The following is a 15,699-nucleotide window of genomic DNA, read 5'->3' as shown; positions in this document are numbered from 1 at the left end:
GAGAAGGGGTCCCGGTTTCTGACCGGGGCCCCTTTTCGCTTTCCAGGGGTCAGGGCTTCGCCGGCTCCACGGCGTCGTGGGCCACGTGGTGCGCGGCCTCGCGCGCCAGGCTGCCTCCCTTGCGCAAGTCGCGGATTCGAATCTTCCGCACGTGCACGGAGACGGCGCCCACGGCGACCTGGCTGATGACGGTGCCCAGGTGGGTGAGCGTGGCGAAGGCCGCCGCGTCCTCCGGCGTAGCGCCCAGGCTGCGGGCCGCCCAGCTGGTGACGAAGTAGTAGATGCCCATGCCCGCGGGCACGCCCGGCAGGGACTGGCCCAGGGAGATGGCCCCCAGGACGACGGCCCCGGCGAACAGCCCCCCGCTGATGCCGATGCCGTGCAGGGCCATGCCGTAGGCCAGCGCGGACGCCAGCACCGGCCCCACGGAGAAGAAGAAGACGCGGGCCATGCCGGTGAAGGAGCGCGCGGAGCCGAAGCCCTCGCTGACGTGGTGGAGGAAGCCCTCCACCCGGGGCAGCTTGTGGCGCCGGTGGAGCCAGTGCGCCAGCGGCGCGGACCAGTGGGCCAGCAGCACCACCAGGGACACCAGCCCCACGCACAGGGAGATGGCCACGCGCAGCTCCCCCTTGAAGCGGGCCAGCGTCTCGCCGAAGGGGCCCAGCAGCGAGAGGGAGACGAGCAGCATCAGCGCCGCGAACTCCATCAGCTTGCACACGCCCACCGAGCCCAGGCAGCGCACGAAGGGGATGCGCTGGGTGCGTGACAGGAGGAAGGAGCGCATGACGTCGCCCAGCTTCCCGGGCAGCGCGTTGTGGACGAAGGCGCCAATGGCCACCAGGTGGTAGCGCTCCTTCAGCGGCACCGGCCGGCGCAGGGTGCGCTGCCACTGCACCGCGCGCAGCGGAATCACCGACGCCTGCAGCAGCATGAAGGGCAGCAGCCACACGAGGTGGCCGGGCAGGTCCCGGACGAACTTGTCCAGCGGGAAGCGCGGCTGGAGCAGGCCCCCCGGGCCGTCCAGGTTCCACCGGAAGAAGGCGGTGGACAGCAGGACGACGGACAGGACCAGGCCGATGACCCCGAGCAGAACCTTGAGGAGCGTCCTCCCGCCCTGAGCTCTCATCCCCTCCCCTCCCTCACAGCACCAACCGCAGGGGTGGCGCCGGGTCCAGATAGGTCTCCGCCAGCCGCTCATGCAGCTGCGCGCAGTGGCCCAGGCCGGACAGGTCCACCGGCCCATCCGCCGGCCAGCACACCAGGCTGTTGGCCTCCGTGCGCGTCAGGCCCCCGTGCGAGCCGAACTCCCAAGCGAAGCCCACGGTGCCGCCGCGGCGCACGGCCTCGCCGAACAGCACCACGTCCCCCGCCGTCGACATGGACGGCAGCACGCGGAGGAAGTCCGCCACCGCGCGCTTGCTGTACTCGGGCGACAGCGGGGCCCTGTCCAGCTCGTCGGGGCCGTAGACGCCGCCCTTCACCAGCGCCACCGCGGAGTTGCCGCGCCGCAGCGCCACGATTCCAATCTCCGGGCTCTGGGTGACTCGGGCCAGCACGTCCGGGTGCCGCGCCAGCAGCTCCCGCGCCTCCAGCGGCTGGAGCGCGCCGGAGAGGTACACGTGGGCGAAGTTGCCGCACTCCATGGCCACGGGCTTGAAGGGCGCGCGCGGCGTGGTGTCCGGCGCGGGACGGGGCCGGCCGTCGCAGAGGCCGCGCACCAGGTCCTCCGCCAGCGGCCCGGCGCTGCCGTCCTCCAGCAGCCACTGCTCCAGGCGCCGGCCCTGGCGCTGCTCCAGCGGCAGGCTGTCCACGTGGCCATGGTCGGAGAGGATGACGACGTCGTAGGGCCGGTCCACCGAGCGCGCCACCGCGTACAGCTCCTCGAGGTACGTGTCCACGCGGTGCAGCTCCTCCAGGGCCCCCGGCGAGCGCGGGCCCCGGCGGTGGGCCACCTCGTCGTAGTTGCCATACACGAGGTAGATGGCGGGCACGCCGCGCACCATGTCCACCAGCGCCTTGGTGTGGGCGAAGCTCCAGCCCAGCCGCTGGAGGAGCACGCGGCTGATGAGGAAGCCCTGCTCGTGGCGCCAGTCCTGAAGGGAGCGCCCCCACTGGAAGACCTCGCGGGCCGCGTGCCACGTGTCCATGCCCAGCGAGCGCAGATACGCCCAGGTGCTGCGCGTGCGCGCCGCGGACAGGCCCATCATCTCGTAGGAGAACGAGCGCGCCATCAGCTTGAAGCTGGCCAGCGTGCTCATGCTGAGTGCGTTGCTCGCGCCCGCGCGGAACAGCGAGAAGTAGCCGTGCCCACCGCCGTCCAGGAGGCTGGTGCGACCCGCCCCCCGCAGGCGCCGGTCCATCTCCATGGCGTCGGTAGGGGTGTTCATCTGGACCTTGCGGCCCAGCGCCCGGTCGTACCAGGAGTAGGCAGGCAGGTTCGAATGACGCATCCCGTACAGAAGGCCCGCCTGGAAGTACGGCGTGGAGGTCGGCGCCCCCCAGAACGCGTCATCCAGGTGAAAGGTGCCAGAGCGGACGAGGCTCGCGACGAAGGGCATCTTCCCTGCGACGATGGCCTCGTCTAGCAGGGCTTTCGGGACTCCATCGAGGTGGATGAGGAGGAGATTGCGGGGCCTGTGCTGCGCCGAGGGCGGAACCTTCGCCCGGATTCGACGGATGAGCCCGTGGGCCCACATGTGCATGGCTGGGGTGATGACAGGTCTCACGTTGACGGCTCCCCTCCCAAGGCAGGCAAGATGAGCACTCGGGGGGTCGATCGCCTTCGCCAGGAGCCCGTCTTCCTGGTGGGTAGGCAAGCGGCCCGGGCCAGTCATCTCTTCGGGATGGTTCCATCCCCCTGACGTGTCTCAGCGGGCCCTCATGTTCATTCCCGCAGTTCTCATCCTCGCCAGCCTGAGTGCCACCCCGGCGGTCGTTCCGCCACAGCCCGCGCCTGGGCTTTCCCCCGCGAAGAAGGAGTCCGGGTTCGACGGCATCGCGCTGCCCCTGCTGAGCTTCAACTCGGACCATGGGTTCGGCTACGGCGGCGTGGGCGGCATGTACCTGTACTCGCCCGGCAAGACGCCGTACGCGCATGCGCTGGGCGCGCAGGTGTTCTTCAGCAGCCGCGGCATCCAGAACCACTACATCCGCTATGACGGGCCGCAGCTGCTCGGACCGCTGCGGGTGGAGGGGCGGCTGGAGTACCGGCGGGAGATGCGCAGCCCCTTCTTCGGCGCGGGCAACAAGTCGGCGCCGAACTTCAAGGGCGACGAGAACGACCCGCACTACAACTTCGACAAGGGCTCACCGGGGTTCTGGGTGCGCCTGCGCGGTCGGCCCTTCGGCGGCACCCACCCGCTGCAGTCGTACGTGGGCTACGGCTGGCGGCACACGAGCGTGGACGCGTTCGAGACGTCCATGCTGTCCGTGCAGAAGCCGCTGGGCATCGAGGGTGGCTCCACGGGGCAGCTGCTGGCGGGCGTGCTCTGGGACACGCGCGACGACGAGTCGGACCCGACGGAGGGCGGCGTGGAGGAACTGGCGCTGCGCGTGTCGGGCAGCGCCACGGGCAGCCGGTACCACTACGCGGGCATTACGCTGAGCGAGCGGCGGTACATCAAGCTGTCGTCGCGGCTGACGCTGGCGCACCGGCTGACGTTGGACATGCTCTTCGGCGACGTGCCCTTCTACGAGTGGAGCAACACGGGCGGCGTGAGCGTGTCCGAGGGCGTCGGCGGAATGAGCAGCGTGCGCGGGATTGAGCGCAACCGCTTCTCAGGGAACATCAAGGCATTCAGCAACACGGAGCTGCGCTTCCAGGCCACGCAGATGCAGGTCTTCGGACAGGCGATGCGGGTGGGCGCGGTGGTGTTCATGGACTTCGGGCGCGTGTGGCACCCGGGCGTGGCGGACGGCAAGTGGTACGAGTGGCACCCGGGCATCGGCGGAGGCCTGCGCCTGGCCCGGCGCGCCGCGGTGATTCGCGCGGACTACGCGCGCTCCACGGAGTCCGGGCGGCGGCGCTTCTACCTGACCTTCGGGCACATGTTCTGAAGCGCCGGGCCTTCGGGCCCGTGGCTACATGATGACCCCATCCAGCCGCTCCAACGCGGCGAGAAACGCGTCCGGGGTGACACCGCAGTCCCTGAGGAGCCTCGACGCGGAGAGCGTCACCGCCGCCGTGGTCGGTGGGGACCTCGAGAGGGAGCGCATGACGGCGCCGAGCTGACCGGGCCACTGTAGCGCGGCCAGCGCGTCCTTCTTCCCCACGGGGTCGAGCAGGGTGAAGCAGGGCCACGCCGGAAGCCGGAGCGTGCTGACGTCGCAGCCGATGAAGCGGCACCCGTCCAGGTGCGCGGCCGTGAAGTCGCAGTCCTCGATACCGCCGAGCTGCGGGTGCTCCGCGTAGGGCCAGGAGCCGAAGTCGTTGCCGTTCAACCGTCCCGTGAAGCGACAGCCTTCGAGGCGCGCCTTCTCCCAGCGGAAGTCCACGAGTTCCCGCTTCGCGTCGATGGTGCAGTCGATGAGCCGCGCCCCGGTGATGCTCAGGAATCGAGCGGGGACATCGACGACGAGGGTGCACCGCCTCAGCGTCAGGTTCTGTCCCAGGGAGTAGAGCTGCGTCCTGTCGTTCAGCTCCAGGCGCTCGTCACGGATTTCCCTGTCGCTGAGCTGAATCATGGCGAAACACCGCGCGCCTGGAGAAGGAGTCCAGGTCTTCATCCGGGCGCACGGTCTGATTCCTACAGGTGTATCAAGGACCGTCAACGGTGACGTCGTCGATGGCCAGGCCGCAGGTCACGCCGCCCGAGGTGCTCTCCAGCTTGATGAGGCTGCTGGTGCTCGTGGCGTTGAAGACGTAGGTCCGCTGCGTCCACCCCGCGAGCGTGTTCGAGAAGCTCGCGGTGGAGGGGCCATAGGTGAGCTTCGCCGAGCGGCTGATGCCCGTGCAGCCCGGGCTGTTGGCCACCCAGAACCGCACCGTGTACCCGCTGCCCACCACCGTGGGAATCGTCTGCGAGATGCTGCCGGCCCCATAGGAGCCATTGAGGCTCACGGACTTGGTGCCGCTGTTCGGCGTCTTGTAGGAGTTGCTCATCACCCGGATGCTGCCGCCGACGGTCCAGTTCGTCAGCGACGTCGCGCCCGAGGTGAGGTCCACCCAGTTGTAGCTGCCGGACGGCGCCGCCTCGAAGCCGGTGTTGGTGATGTGCTGGAGGCCCTGCTCCGTGCTCCCCAGCTCCGGAGCCCCTGCCTCCTCCGTCTGCGGCCCTCCACAGGCCGCCAACGCCAGCCCCATGCCCATGACGACGCTTCCACGGATGATGTGTCTCAGCTGCATGTCTGCCCCTTTTGGTGTTGGCCGCTCTCGCACGGCACGGCGTTACAGCCGTGACTGAGTAACGCCAAACACGGCAAACATTGAATAAATGCACTGGCGCTCGCCAGGTCGGCCGCTGGGTACGAAGAGACCTCAGGGCTTCACGTGCGCTCAAACGAGCGCGTCCACCCAGTTGCGCAGCCGCACATCCACCTGGGCCTCGCCGCGCACGCCGGGCTCCGCGTCCAGCGGCAGCGTGTGGAAGCCACGCGCCTCCAGGCCCTTGCACAGCTCCGCCCGCGTCTGCGCATCCGGAGCGAACAGGATGCACCCGTCCCCGCCGCCCGCGCCGGACAGCTTCCCCGCGCAGCCATACGCCGCCGCCATCGCGAGCACCCGGCGCATGCCCTCCGTCTCCAGCGGCCCCAGCTCCAAGAGCAGCTCGTGCTGCGCCTTCACCGCCTCGGAGAACGCACGGAAGTCCCCGCCGCCCAGGCCATCTTCAATCACCTGGCCGAGCCTGTCGGAGCGCTCCACGTACGCCCGCCGCCCCGCCTCCTCCAGCTTTGCCTCCACCTGCGCAATCAGCACGCGCGTCGAGGCACTCTCGCCGGTGAAGGCATAGGCCATGGACACCCGGGGCGGAGGCAGCCGCCACACGTCCACGGACGGTGACTCCGCCAGCGCCGCGCGCAGCCGCCCCGCGTTGCTGGCCTCCACCAACGGAGCGACTTCATAGCGCCGGTAGCGCAGCAGCCCGCCGGCGAAGCTCGCCGCCACGTCCCCGCCGCTCCCCTTCCCGCCCTGCCCCAGCGCATGCGCCGCCAGCGCCAGCTTCAGCGCGTCGTAGCGCTCCTCCAGCACGTAGCGCGCGCCCTCCGCCGCCAGCACCGTCGCGCACGCGCTGCCGCCCATGCCCAGCTTCTGCCCGTTGGGCCCCACCGCGGACGGCGCTATCGCCAGGTCGAACCCCTGGCTCGCCCGGCCGTGCGCCCGCAGCGCCTCGTCCAGCGTGCGCGCCACGAAGGAGAACCCCGCCGGCACCTCGCGCGCCCACCGCACGCCCAGGGGCGTGGTGCTGCCCGCCAGCGTCCCCTCCTCCAGGCACACGTGCACGCGGGCATCCGCGCGGCGCCGCACATAGGCCGCCGTGCGAGGCGCCACCGCGGCCACCCGCGCCACCCCGCCCCACAGCACCGCGTACTCACCGGAGACGAACAGCTTGCCCGGCGCGGAGAGGGCGCGCTCCATCAGAACAGGTGCTCCGGCTTCAGCTCCGCGTCTCCACCGGGCACGCAGCGAATCACGTCCACCGCGCCGCAGGCGCGCGCCAGCGCCTCCGCTGCCACCTCGTGCGCCGCGTCCGTCAGCAGCACCGGGTTGGGGCCCGCGTCCAGCGTGAACCACACCGGCATGCCCTTCTTGCGCTGCTCACGCAGGTGCTGGATGAGCCCCAGCGTCTGCGAGTTCAGGTAGCAGAGCGGCGGATTCGCGGCGAACGCCGTCGCGTGCATCCTCCACGCGTTGCGCTCACACAGCTCTCCCAGCGCCTGCAAGTCACGCCGGGAGATGTGCTCGCGCGCCTGGGGCACCTCCACCTCCGCGTCCTTCACCCAGGCCGGGTAGTACGGGCTGGTGTCCACCGTGTGCTTCATCCCGTCCCGCGACTTCACTTCCTTCTCGCCGCGGTCCAGCACGGCCACCACCATGCGCAGCTCCGGCCAGTGCGCCGCGTCGAAGCGCTGCACCGCGAAGCTGTCCTCGCCATCCGGACGCTCTCCACGCTGCCACTCCACGAAGCCACCCTGCACGCTGCGGCACGCCGAGCCGCTGCCCATCCGCGCCAGGATGCTCGCCGCCTTCGGCTCCGCCGGCAGCCCCGCCGCCGCGCGCCCCGCCACCGCCAGCGCCGCGAAGCCCGCCGCGCTGCTCGCCAGCCCCGCCGCCATCGGGAAGTCCCCGCGCGACACCACCTTCGCCGGGCCCAAGTCGCTCTTCACACCCGCGCGCACCGCCTCCAGCAGGCGCAGCACGCGCTCGCGCTCGCTGCCCTTCGCCGTATGGCCGTTGAGCTCCACGTGGTCGCCGCCCACGCCGAACTCCACCGTCGTCGTCACCGACAGCGGAGAGAGCGTGAGGGACAGGCTGGACTGGTGCGGCAGGATGAGGGCGTCGTCCCGCTTCCCCCAGTACTTCACCAGGGCAATGTTCGGATGCGCCAGGGCAGTGGCTTTCATGGGAGCACTCACAACGCCCGCGGGCCCGCGAGCTGGCTGCTGAAGCAGCGCACGCCCAGCGCGGTCAGCTTCACCACCGCGGGCGCGGGTTCGTGGAACAGGCCGATGACGGCCCCACCATCTCCGCCGGCCCCGGTGAGCTTGGCGCCCAGCGCCCCCAGCTCCCGCAGCCGGTACACCATCTCTTCCAGCGGCGGAGACGACAGCCCCAGCGCCGCCAGCAGGCCCTGGTTGACGTTCATCGCGTCCCCCAGCGCCTCCAGGTCTCCCGCCGCCACCGCCTCCGCGCCCTCGGACGCCACGCGGCCAATCTCCGTGAACAGCCGCTGGTAGCGCTCCGGCCAGCGCGCCTGCCGCTCACGCAGCGCCCCCACCGTCTTCTTCGTGGGGCTGCGCTCGCCGGCCAGCGCCACCACCACGCGCAGCGGCTTCGGGCTGTCCACCACACGCCCCTTGCCGACAGTCGTGCCCGGCTTGCGGCGGTAGAGGACGAGCCGCTCCTCCACGCTGGTGGTGTGGTCCACGCCGGACGGCGTGCCGTGGAACTCCTGCTCCATCTCCCACGCCACCCGCGCCGTCTCCTTCGTCGTGGGCGTCTGCCCCGCCGCCTGGAGCAGCAGGCGCGCACACGCCACGGACAGCGCCGCGGAGCTGCCCAGCCCCACGGCCAGCGGCAGGTCCGCCTCCAGCGCCACCTTCACGGGCGGCTCGCCGGTGGCCTGCGCCGCGCGGGCAAAGGCGGCGGTGAGCTGCGCGCGCTGCGGGCGGCTCAGCGTGGACGGCAGCACCAGCTGGCACTTCTTCGCCGGCACCCCGAGCGCCTTCACGCCCTGGGACAGCGGCCCCGCCAGCGCGGGGTGGCCGTACACCACGCTGTGCTCGCCCAGCAGGATGACCTTGCCGGCACCGAAGGCCGTCAGGGGTGGAGAGCGGGAGGCCACGGGCTCAGCCGTTGGTGCCGGTGGGAGCCGGGACGTCCTCGGCGGGCAGGCTCGCGAGCAGCTCGCGGGCCTTCTCCACCTTCACGTGGCCGGCCTTCACCAGGAGGTTGGCAATCTTCTCCACCCAGTGGCCCCGCGCGCCCGCCGTCACCGCCACGCAGCGCGCGTGCAGCGCCATGTGGCCCTTCTGGATGCCCACGCTGCCCAGCGCCCGCAGCGCCGCGAAGTTCTGCGCCAGCCCCACCGCCGCGAACACCATGGCCAGCTCGCGCACGCTGTTGGTGCGCATCAGCTTCAGCGACATCTGCACGCCCGGGTGCACCTTGATGGGGCCGCCCACCGTGCCCAGCGCCATGGGCAGCTCGATGCGGCCCACCAGGTGGCCCTCTTCCAGGTACCAGGTGGACAGCGGCCGGTACTGCCCGCCGCGGCAGGCGAACGCGTGCGCGCCGGCTTCAATCGCGCGCCAGTCCTGCCCCGTGGCGATGGCCACCGAGTCGATGCCGTTCATCACGCCCTTGTTGTGCGTGGCCGCGCGGTACGGGTCCGCCTCCGCGAAGCGGCTGGCCTGGGCGATGCCCTCGGCAATCTCCTCGCCCGGCATGTCGAAGTCCGCCAGCTGCGCCAGGGGGATGCGGCACATGGCGCGCGCCAGCCGGCGGTCCGCCAGGTTGGAGAGGATGCGCAGGTACACCTTGCCGTTGGTGATCTGCTCGATGAGGGGCGCCACGCCCTCCGCCACGGTGTTGATGAGGTTGGCCCCCATCGCCTCCTGCGTGTCGATGAGGATGTGGACGATGAGCAGCGGCTCGCCGCGCGGGCCCTCCGGCGCCGGCAGCACGCGCACCTCCACGTCCCGGGCGCCACCGCCGCGCGCCACCATGGACGGGTGGAAGCTGTTGGCCAGCGCGAGGATCTGCTCCTTGTGCGCGAGGATGCGCTCGGTGGCCACACTCGGGTCCCCGTAGCGCGTCACCTGCACCTGGCCAATCATCATCGAGTCGTCGGCCTCGGCGGTGAAGCCGCCCGCCTCGCGGACGATCTTCGCGGCGAAGGACACCGCCGCCACCACGGAGGGCTCCTCCACGGCCATGGGCACCAGGTAGTCGCGCCCGTTGACCTGCATGTTGAGGCCCAGCCCCAGCGGCAGGGAGAACGTGCCCACCGCGTTCTCGATCATCTGGTTGGCCAGCACGGGCTCCAGCGACTCGGTGCCGCGCAGCTGCAGCAGTTCCTCGGGGGTGAGCCGGAACATCCGGGCGAGCTGCGCATGGCGCTCCTCCATGGGCAGCTTGTGGAACCCGGCGAGCCGGGACGTCACGGTGTCAGACATGTTCTTCCTTCCCCAACTTCGCTTCGGCACCTGCTAGAGGGCCGCCAACCAATCCTTCAACTCTCCGGTGACCACCCGGGGTCGCGTGCGCAGTTCAGCGCAGCTTCTGCTCCCCGTCAGGACGAGCGCCTGCCGCAGCCCGGCCAGGATGACGCCCAGCGCGGCCTCCGCCCCCTCCACGCCCCCCGCCTGCTGCGCCCGGAACAGCGGCAGCGCCATGCCCGCCAGGTCCGCGCCCAGCGCGAGCACCTTGGCTGCTTCGAGCCCCGTCCGAATCCCTCCGCTGGCCACCAGCCGGACATCCGGCCCCACGGTGCGCCGCACGGTGGCCACGGCCGCCGCGGTGGGGATGCCCCACGCGCTGAACTCCGCCCCGACCTCTGCCTGCACGCCCGACGCGCGCAGCTGCTCCACCCGCACCCACGAGGTGCCGCCCAGGCCGGACACGTCCAGGTTGCGCACACCCAGGTCCACCAGGCGGCGCGCCACGTCCGGGCCGATGCCGCACCCCGTCTCCTTCACCAGCAGCCGGTCGCCGAAGGCGCTCACCAGCGCCTCCACCACGCGGTAGCCGTCACGGAAGTCGCGGTCGCCCTCGGGCTGCGTGAGCTCCTGGCCCGCGTTGAGGTGCAGCGCGAGCCCGTCCGCGCCAATGGCGTCCACCAGCCGCCGCGCCCCGTCCACGCCCAGCCGCACCGCCTGGTACAGGCCGATGTTGCCCAGCAGCGCCACCGTGGGCGCCACCTGCCGCACCTGGAACGAGGCCGCCCGCGAGGCGTCCTCCGCCATGGCGCGCTGGCTGCCGACACCGAAGGCCAGCCCGTGGCGCTCCGCCACCAGGGCCAGGTCGCGGTTGACGGCGCCCGCGCGCTCGGTGCCGCCCGTCATGCCGGTGACGAGCAGCGGGTAGCGCAGCCGCTTGCCGAGGAACGGCGTGGCGAAGTCCACGTCCTCCACCGCCATCTCCGGCATGGCGCAGTGGACCAGGCGGACGCACTCCAGCAGCGTGCTGTTCTCGGTGGGCTCGACGTCTCCGGTGGCGCACAGGTCGAGGTGGGCGTCCTTCCGCCTGGCTGTGATGTCCTCGCCCATGTCGCTCGAACCCGGTCCGCCCGAAAGTGCCAAAGCGTGTAAGTGCCTGAATGGCCGGGGGTTTCCTAGCAAGCGGGGGGGGACGGGTGCAAGCCAAAGGACCCCGAGCGGTCGCCCCGTGGCCGTGAATGGACGACCCCCGCTTGTGGGCGGTATGAGGCCCGGGTGAGCACACCCCCGCAGCCCGGTGCGCCCGGCGCACCCGCCCCCAAGGTGGTCGTCTTCCTGCACAGCGGCGACTACGACCGCGTGCACCAGGGGCTGTCCATCGCCGCGGCGGCGGTGGCCTCCGGGCGCCGGGCGGAGGTGTACCTCTTCTGGTGGGCCCTGGAGCGCTTCCTGAAGGGCGCGCTGGACGAGCCGGACCTCCCGGGCCGCGAGGACGTCGCGGACCGGATGGAGTCGCGCGGAATGCCCACCCCGCGCGTGCTGCTGGAGCACCTGTCCGACTCCGGGCTGTGCACCGTCGCGGGGTGTACGGGCTCGCTCGGCGCGCTGGGCGCCGAGGCACGGACCGAGGGCAGCGGCATCGACGTCTGGCTGGGCTGGAGCGCCATCCTCCAGCGCACCGCCAGCGTCGTCGACCGCTTCTACCTCTGAGCCCCGCGCCTCAGGTCGACAGCTTGAACCCGAGGATGAACGTCCGGGGCGCGTTGGGCCGGGCACCGTATGGCCGGCGCGACACGATGACCTGCTCGTTCAGGATGTTGCGCGCGCTGAGGTAGAGCTGACCCCACCGGGAGAAGTTCCAGTTGGCGTTGACGTCGAACGTCAGCTGCGAGTCGGTCCGCTCCCCCGGCAGCGCCTCTCCCTGCCCCGCCTCCTCGCGCATGGAGTCCACGTAGAGGCCGCTCAGCGCCAGGCCGCCGTACGCGCTCTCCAGCCCCACGGTGGCGAACAGCTGGTGGCGCGGCACGTAGGGCAGCTCGTCCCCGGCGCTCACGTTGCCGAACTGTGGGTCCGCCGACTGGAAGTCGTCCCGCAGCCGTGTGCGCGTGAGGGTGTAGGACAGCGAGAGGGGGAACGTCACCCCGCCGCCGGGACGGAACGTCTTCTCCGCGAACAGCTCCAGCCCGTAGATGTGGGCCCGGCCGGCGTCCGTCTGCCGGTCCAGGTCCTCGTCGAGACAGCCGCTGGAGAAGGTGCAGATGTCTGTGAGGTTGGAGTAGTCGTTGAAGAAGCCCACCGCCTCGAAGCGCTCGCCCCGGCGCGTCCACCGGGCGCCCGCCTCGTAGTTGATGCTCTTCTCCGGCAGCACCGTGTCGGGCTGCCCCGGGGCCGGCGGGGAGAAGCCCCGGTACGCCCCCGCGAAGAGGCCGAACTCCCGGGTGAGCGCGCCATACACGCCCAGGCCGGGCATGAGCACCTCGAGCGCGCCGCTCGTGCGCTCATCCGTGAGCCGGTCGACCGAGCGGGAGCGGATGAGCTCCATCCGGACACCCGGCGTCAGCACCAGCCGGCCCCAGGCGATGGCGTCCGTGACGTGCAGCGCGAAGGCGTGCGTGGAGTCCTTGTTGTCGGCCGTGGTGGCGGTGCGCGCGGAGGTCTGCACCAGCTCGCCCGCCACCGTCAGGAACGCATCCTCCGTGTGGCGCCGGTCGATGCTGTCGTAGTGGTAGCGCACCCCGAACTCGAGGTTGTGGCTCAGCGGCCCCGTCATCGTCGTCCACCGGGCCACGCTCTGGAGCCCCTGCGACACGAAGCCGCGGTCGTTCGGACCGATGAGGAGCTCCTCCTGCGAGGAGGACGCGTCGAGCTCCCCGGTGAGGACGCCGTAGTAGATGGCGTTGCGCGCGCTCGTCGGGTCCGCGAGCACGTCGGCGATGGAGACTCCCCGGAACCGGTTCACCTTGCGCCAGACGCGGGCGAAGTCGTGGCGGTACGCCGTCGTCGTCACCGCCAGGGCGCCGGCCTCCAGCACGTGGCTGAGCGCGACCTGGGTGCGGTGGTTCTCCATCCGGTCGAACCGGCTCGCCCTGTAGCGGCGCAGCGGGTTCGCCTCGAAGTCCGCGTCGCTCAGGCCCAGGTACGTCTCGTTGGACAGCTCGTCCGAGTAGCCCAGCTTGAGCTGCAGCGTCTGCCGGGCCGGGCCCTCGGGGACGAGCAGGTAGCGGCCCTTCGCCATCCACTCGTTGCGGCGGAACCCCGTGTGGCCGCCGCCGTCCAGCTCCTTGAAGCCGCTGCTGCGCAGGTGGACGCCCTCGAGCAGGAAGCCCATCCGCTCGGTGCTCGCGCCGACGACGCCGTGGGCCTTGCCGTAGAGGTACCCGCCACCGGCGACGTCCAGCCAGACGGACTCCGCCGCCGGGATGTCGCGGGTGATGAACTCCACCGAGCCGCCCACCGTCTGCGGGCCGTGCTGGATGGAGGAGGGCCCCTTCAGCACGCGCACGGACTGCATCCGCGTGACGAGCGGGAAGAAGTAGGCCGCCGGCGCCGAGTAGGGCGCGGGGCCGAAGAGGACGCCGTCCTCCAGCAGGGTGACCTTCTTGCTGCGGTCCGGGTTGACGCCGCGCAGGCCCACGTTCGGACGCAGCCCGTAGCCGTCCTCGCCACGCGCATACACGCCGGGCACCGTCTGCAGGACGGTGGTGGGGTCATCCCGCTCGAAGCGCTCCAGTTGGGCCGGCTTCAGCACGTGGATGGAGCCGCTCGTCCGCGCCTCGGACGTCCCCACCACCACGCTCTCGAACTTCTTCTCGCCGGAGTCGGCGGGCGCGGGCTCCGGCGTGGGCTCCACCGCTTCGGGGGACGGCGCCTCGGACGCCACGGGGCCGGGCGCGTAGGGCACGGGCTCCGGGGGCGGCGCATCACCGGCGGGCACCTGGGCGGGCTCCAGCACGGGCGCGGGCGTCGCCACGGGCGCATCCACCGCGGGCGTCGTCGCTTCGGGCGACGGGGCCCCGGGCACCGACACGCCCGCGTCCGGCTCCTGCGCGGCCGCTGGGGTCATGCATACCCACAGGAGCGCCGGAGCCACCCAACCCCGTGCCCGCCTCAGCTCTTGCTCGAACAGTGCCATCTGGAGCGTATCGACCTTGTCTCGTCCGGCGTTGCCCGGCACTCAAATGCCAGAAGCCGGGGTGAGGAGAAGCCACCCATGGCCTCCCCTACCCCGGCTCCGGTGCTGGGACCTACAAGCTCAGTTACTGCTTCTCGATGGGGCCGCCGACGACGACCTTGCCGTCTGACTGGATGGCGATGCCGCGCACGGTCTCCTCGGTCTTCGCGGTGACGACGTTGAGCTTCGCGACGCCGCCCGTGCCGAACGTCGTGTCCAGGTCTCCGGCCGTGGTGTAGCGCGCCACCACCATGCGGTTGTCACCACCCTCGGTGACGAAGCCGGCCGCGTACAGGCGGTTCTGCGAGTCGAAGGCCGCGGCCCAGAAGCGGTCGTTCTCCGTCTCGGACAGCGGAACGGCCTTGAAGACCTCCACGCCGGTGCCCTTCACCGGGATGATGGCCAGCACTGCGTCGTCATCCTGACCGCCACCGGAGCGATAGCCCGCGGCGGCGACCCAGTTGCCGTCCGGCGAGGCCGCCACGCCGAAGAAGGCGGACTCGGGGCGCTCGAAGTCATAGAGTTTGTAGCCCTCGGCCGCGAACGTGGTGTCCGCCCGGCCATCCGCGTCGAGCACCAGCACCATGGCGTCGATGTTGTTCGGCGTCGGCGTGGCGCTGCCCACGTGGACCGTGCGGTCGTCGCCGAGCACCGTGAGGTTGCGGCCGCGCTCGTTGTCGTTCGACAGGTCGAGCACGAACGCGCCGCCCACGCCCCAGGTCTCGTCGAAGCGGCCGTCGGCCGTGTAGCGGAAGGACACCAGGTCCACCGTGCCCGTGGGGGTGCGCATGCCGTAGCCCGTCGTCACGTAGCTGCCGTCCGCCTGGCGGACGACGGCGTAGGACTCGGCCATGCCCCACTCGGGGTTGGTGGGGCTCTGGGCCTGGAACGGCGCGGAGACGACGGTGCCCTTCCAGCCGAACGTGGCGTCCGCCTTGCCGTCATCACCCAGCCGCTGCAGGACGATGCGGTTCTGCGACTGCGCGCCCGCGCCCGTGGGCATGGAGGTATAGCCAGACGAGACAATCTTCCCATCGGGCTGGATGATGCCGTTGCGGATGCTGTCGTTCAGCGTGCCGAGGTTCAGGATGCTGAGGCCGGTGGTGGGGCTCTCCGAGCCGAAGGCCGTGTCCAGGGCGCCCGCCGCGGTCAGCCGCGCGACGACGCGCTCGGTGTCGACGCGGTCACCCGAGCCCCGGCGGTTGCCGAACAGGACGATGCGGTTCGTGGCGTCCACCTTCACGTCCCACAGGGAGTCACGCGTGCCGCGGCCCGTGCTGAAGTCCACCCGGGTGACGCCGCCAGCGCCGAACGTCGTGTCCTGCGTGCCGTCCGTGTTGAAGCGCGCCACCGCGATGTCGCTGTCCAGCACCGGAGTCCCGGCGTCCGTGCCGGCGTCGGTTCCAGCGTCCGTCCCGGCGTCCTCGGTGACGCCCGCATCCGTTCCCGGAGTCTGGGGCTCACCATCGTCGTCGTCGCCACAGCCCGTCACGCACGCAAGCGCCAGCGCCAGCACCGCTCCACGCAGCAGGAAACCGCCCTGCTTCACCGTGTTCGCCATGATGTCTCTCCCCTCCGAAGTTGAAGCCATCGAAATCTGCAAACAATAATCGTTATCAGAATCGTGCGGCGGGTGACTAAGCCAGGAATTGACACTGGTCAAGAGTGTCCATTTCCACCCTCCGGAAATGCTGGATTTTGACGTTGATTGT

13 protein-coding genes are annotated in these 15,699 nt (G+C 71.1%); 2 read left to right on the top strand and 11 right to left on the bottom strand.

What is annotated here, in order from left to right; genetic code table 11:
• Window positions 1–49 precede the first annotated feature (49 nt).
• Window positions 50–1,126 (bottom strand): lysylphosphatidylglycerol synthase transmembrane domain-containing protein, encoded by a 1,077-nt coding sequence (locus tag LXT23_RS26095; RefSeq protein WP_253983006.1) that lies wholly within the window; start codon window positions 1,124–1,126, stop codon window positions 50–52.
• Between the two features lie 13 nt (window positions 1,127–1,139).
• Window positions 1,140–2,702: an alkaline phosphatase family protein gene (locus tag LXT23_RS26090; protein ID WP_253983154.1), complete on the bottom strand. Its 1,563-nt coding sequence runs from the start codon at window positions 2,700–2,702 to the stop codon at window positions 1,140–1,142.
• Between the two features lie 178 nt (window positions 2,703–2,880).
• Between LXT23_RS26090 and omp85 the strand changes: the two genes are divergently transcribed.
• Window positions 2,881–4,056 carry an Omp85 family outer membrane protein gene (omp85, locus tag LXT23_RS26085; protein WP_253983005.1) on the top strand — a complete coding sequence of 392 codons (1,176 nt, stop codon included), beginning with the start codon at window positions 2,881–2,883 and terminating at the stop codon, window positions 4,054–4,056.
• A gap of 24 nt (window positions 4,057–4,080) precedes the next feature.
• Here the strand turns inward: omp85 and LXT23_RS26080 are convergent, their stop codons facing one another.
• The 7 genes from LXT23_RS26080 to fni all read right to left on the bottom strand — a co-directional run bounded on the left by LXT23_RS26080 (window position 4,081) and on the right by fni (window position 10,926).
• Complete coding sequence (locus LXT23_RS26080; RefSeq protein WP_253983004.1) at window positions 4,081–4,683, bottom strand: hypothetical protein; 603 nt, start codon at window positions 4,681–4,683, stop codon at window positions 4,081–4,083.
• Between the two features lie 73 nt (window positions 4,684–4,756).
• Window positions 4,757–5,344, bottom strand: coding sequence for a DUF642 domain-containing protein (locus LXT23_RS26075; protein ID WP_253983003.1), 588 nt, complete (start codon window positions 5,342–5,344; stop codon window positions 4,757–4,759).
• A gap of 150 nt (window positions 5,345–5,494) precedes the next feature.
• Complete coding sequence (locus LXT23_RS26070) at window positions 5,495–6,574, bottom strand: mevalonate kinase family protein (protein ID WP_253983002.1); 1,080 nt, start codon at window positions 6,572–6,574, stop codon at window positions 5,495–5,497.
• Window positions 6,574–7,560 (bottom strand): diphosphomevalonate decarboxylase, encoded by a 987-nt coding sequence (mvaD, locus tag LXT23_RS26065; RefSeq protein WP_253983001.1) that lies wholly within the window; start codon window positions 7,558–7,560, stop codon window positions 6,574–6,576. Before mvaD ends, LXT23_RS26070 begins: the two co-directional genes overlap by 1 nt.
• 8 nt (window positions 7,561–7,568) lie before the next feature.
• Window positions 7,569–8,501 (bottom strand): mevalonate kinase, encoded by a 933-nt coding sequence (gene mvk, locus LXT23_RS26060; RefSeq protein WP_253983000.1) that lies wholly within the window; start codon window positions 8,499–8,501, stop codon window positions 7,569–7,571.
• Between the two features lie 4 nt (window positions 8,502–8,505).
• On the bottom strand, window positions 8,506–9,834 hold the full coding sequence (locus LXT23_RS26055) for a hydroxymethylglutaryl-CoA reductase, degradative (protein WP_253982999.1): 1,329 nt from the start codon (window positions 9,832–9,834) through the stop codon (window positions 8,506–8,508).
• A gap of 33 nt (window positions 9,835–9,867) precedes the next feature.
• Window positions 9,868–10,926, bottom strand: a complete 1,059-nt coding sequence (gene fni, locus LXT23_RS26050; protein WP_253982998.1) for a type 2 isopentenyl-diphosphate Delta-isomerase — start codon at window positions 10,924–10,926, stop codon at window positions 9,868–9,870.
• Between the two features lie 213 nt (window positions 10,927–11,139).
• On the opposite strand from fni, the gene LXT23_RS26045 reads away from it, so the two are divergent.
• Window positions 11,140–11,526 carry a hypothetical protein gene (locus LXT23_RS26045; RefSeq protein WP_323379086.1) on the top strand — a complete coding sequence of 129 codons (387 nt, stop codon included), beginning with the start codon at window positions 11,140–11,142 and terminating at the stop codon, window positions 11,524–11,526.
• Window positions 11,527–11,536: 10 nt separating this feature from the next.
• Here the strand turns inward: LXT23_RS26045 and LXT23_RS26040 are convergent, their stop codons facing one another.
• Both LXT23_RS26040 and LXT23_RS26035 read right to left on the bottom strand, forming a co-directional pair.
• On the bottom strand, window positions 11,537–13,948 hold the full coding sequence (locus tag LXT23_RS26040; RefSeq protein ID WP_253982996.1) for a TonB-dependent receptor family protein: 2,412 nt from the start codon (window positions 13,946–13,948) through the stop codon (window positions 11,537–11,539).
• A 124-nt stretch (window positions 13,949–14,072) separates the two neighbouring features.
• Window positions 14,073–15,548, bottom strand: coding sequence for an NHL repeat-containing protein (locus LXT23_RS26035; RefSeq protein ID WP_253982995.1), 1,476 nt, complete (start codon window positions 15,546–15,548; stop codon window positions 14,073–14,075).
• Between the last annotated feature and the right edge of the window lie 151 nt (window positions 15,549–15,699).

It is taken from the genome of Pyxidicoccus xibeiensis (genome assembly GCF_024198175.1).
GTDB classification, from domain to species: domain Bacteria; phylum Myxococcota; class Myxococcia; order Myxococcales; family Myxococcaceae; genus Myxococcus; species Myxococcus xibeiensis.
Note: the sequence above shows the minus strand (reverse complement) of the source record. Positions and strands in the feature narration are given on the sequence as shown.

Bases quoted from the DNA above. Each gene is read 5' to 3' on its own strand.
- LXT23_RS26095 (WP_253983006.1), bottom strand. From the start codon at position 1,126: ATGAGAGCTCAGGGCGGGAGGACGCTCCTCAAGGTTCTGCTCGGGGTC.
- LXT23_RS26090 (WP_253983154.1), bottom strand. From the start codon at position 2,702: ATGCACATGTGGGCCCACGGGCTCATCCGTCGAATCCGGGCGAAGGTT.
- omp85 (WP_253983005.1), top strand. From the start codon at position 2,881: ATGTTCATTCCCGCAGTTCTCATCCTCGCCAGCCTGAGTGCCACCCCG.
- LXT23_RS26080 (WP_253983004.1), bottom strand. From the start codon at position 4,683: ATGATTCAGCTCAGCGACAGGGAAATCCGTGACGAGCGCCTGGAGCTG.
- LXT23_RS26075 (WP_253983003.1), bottom strand. From the start codon at position 5,344: ATGCAGCTGAGACACATCATCCGTGGAAGCGTCGTCATGGGCATGGGG.
- LXT23_RS26070 (WP_253983002.1), bottom strand. From the start codon at position 6,574: ATGGAGCGCGCCCTCTCCGCGCCGGGCAAGCTGTTCGTCTCCGGTGAG.
- mvaD (WP_253983001.1), bottom strand. From the start codon at position 7,560: ATGAAAGCCACTGCCCTGGCGCATCCGAACATTGCCCTGGTGAAGTAC.
- LXT23_RS26055 (WP_253982999.1), bottom strand. From the start codon at position 9,834: ATGTCTGACACCGTGACGTCCCGGCTCGCCGGGTTCCACAAGCTGCCC.
- fni (WP_253982998.1), bottom strand. From the start codon at position 10,926: ATGGGCGAGGACATCACAGCCAGGCGGAAGGACGCCCACCTCGACCTG.
- LXT23_RS26040 (WP_253982996.1), bottom strand. From the start codon at position 13,948: ATGGCACTGTTCGAGCAAGAGCTGAGGCGGGCACGGGGTTGGGTGGCT.
- LXT23_RS26035 (WP_253982995.1), bottom strand. From the start codon at position 15,548: ATGGCGAACACGGTGAAGCAGGGCGGTTTCCTGCTGCGTGGAGCGGTG.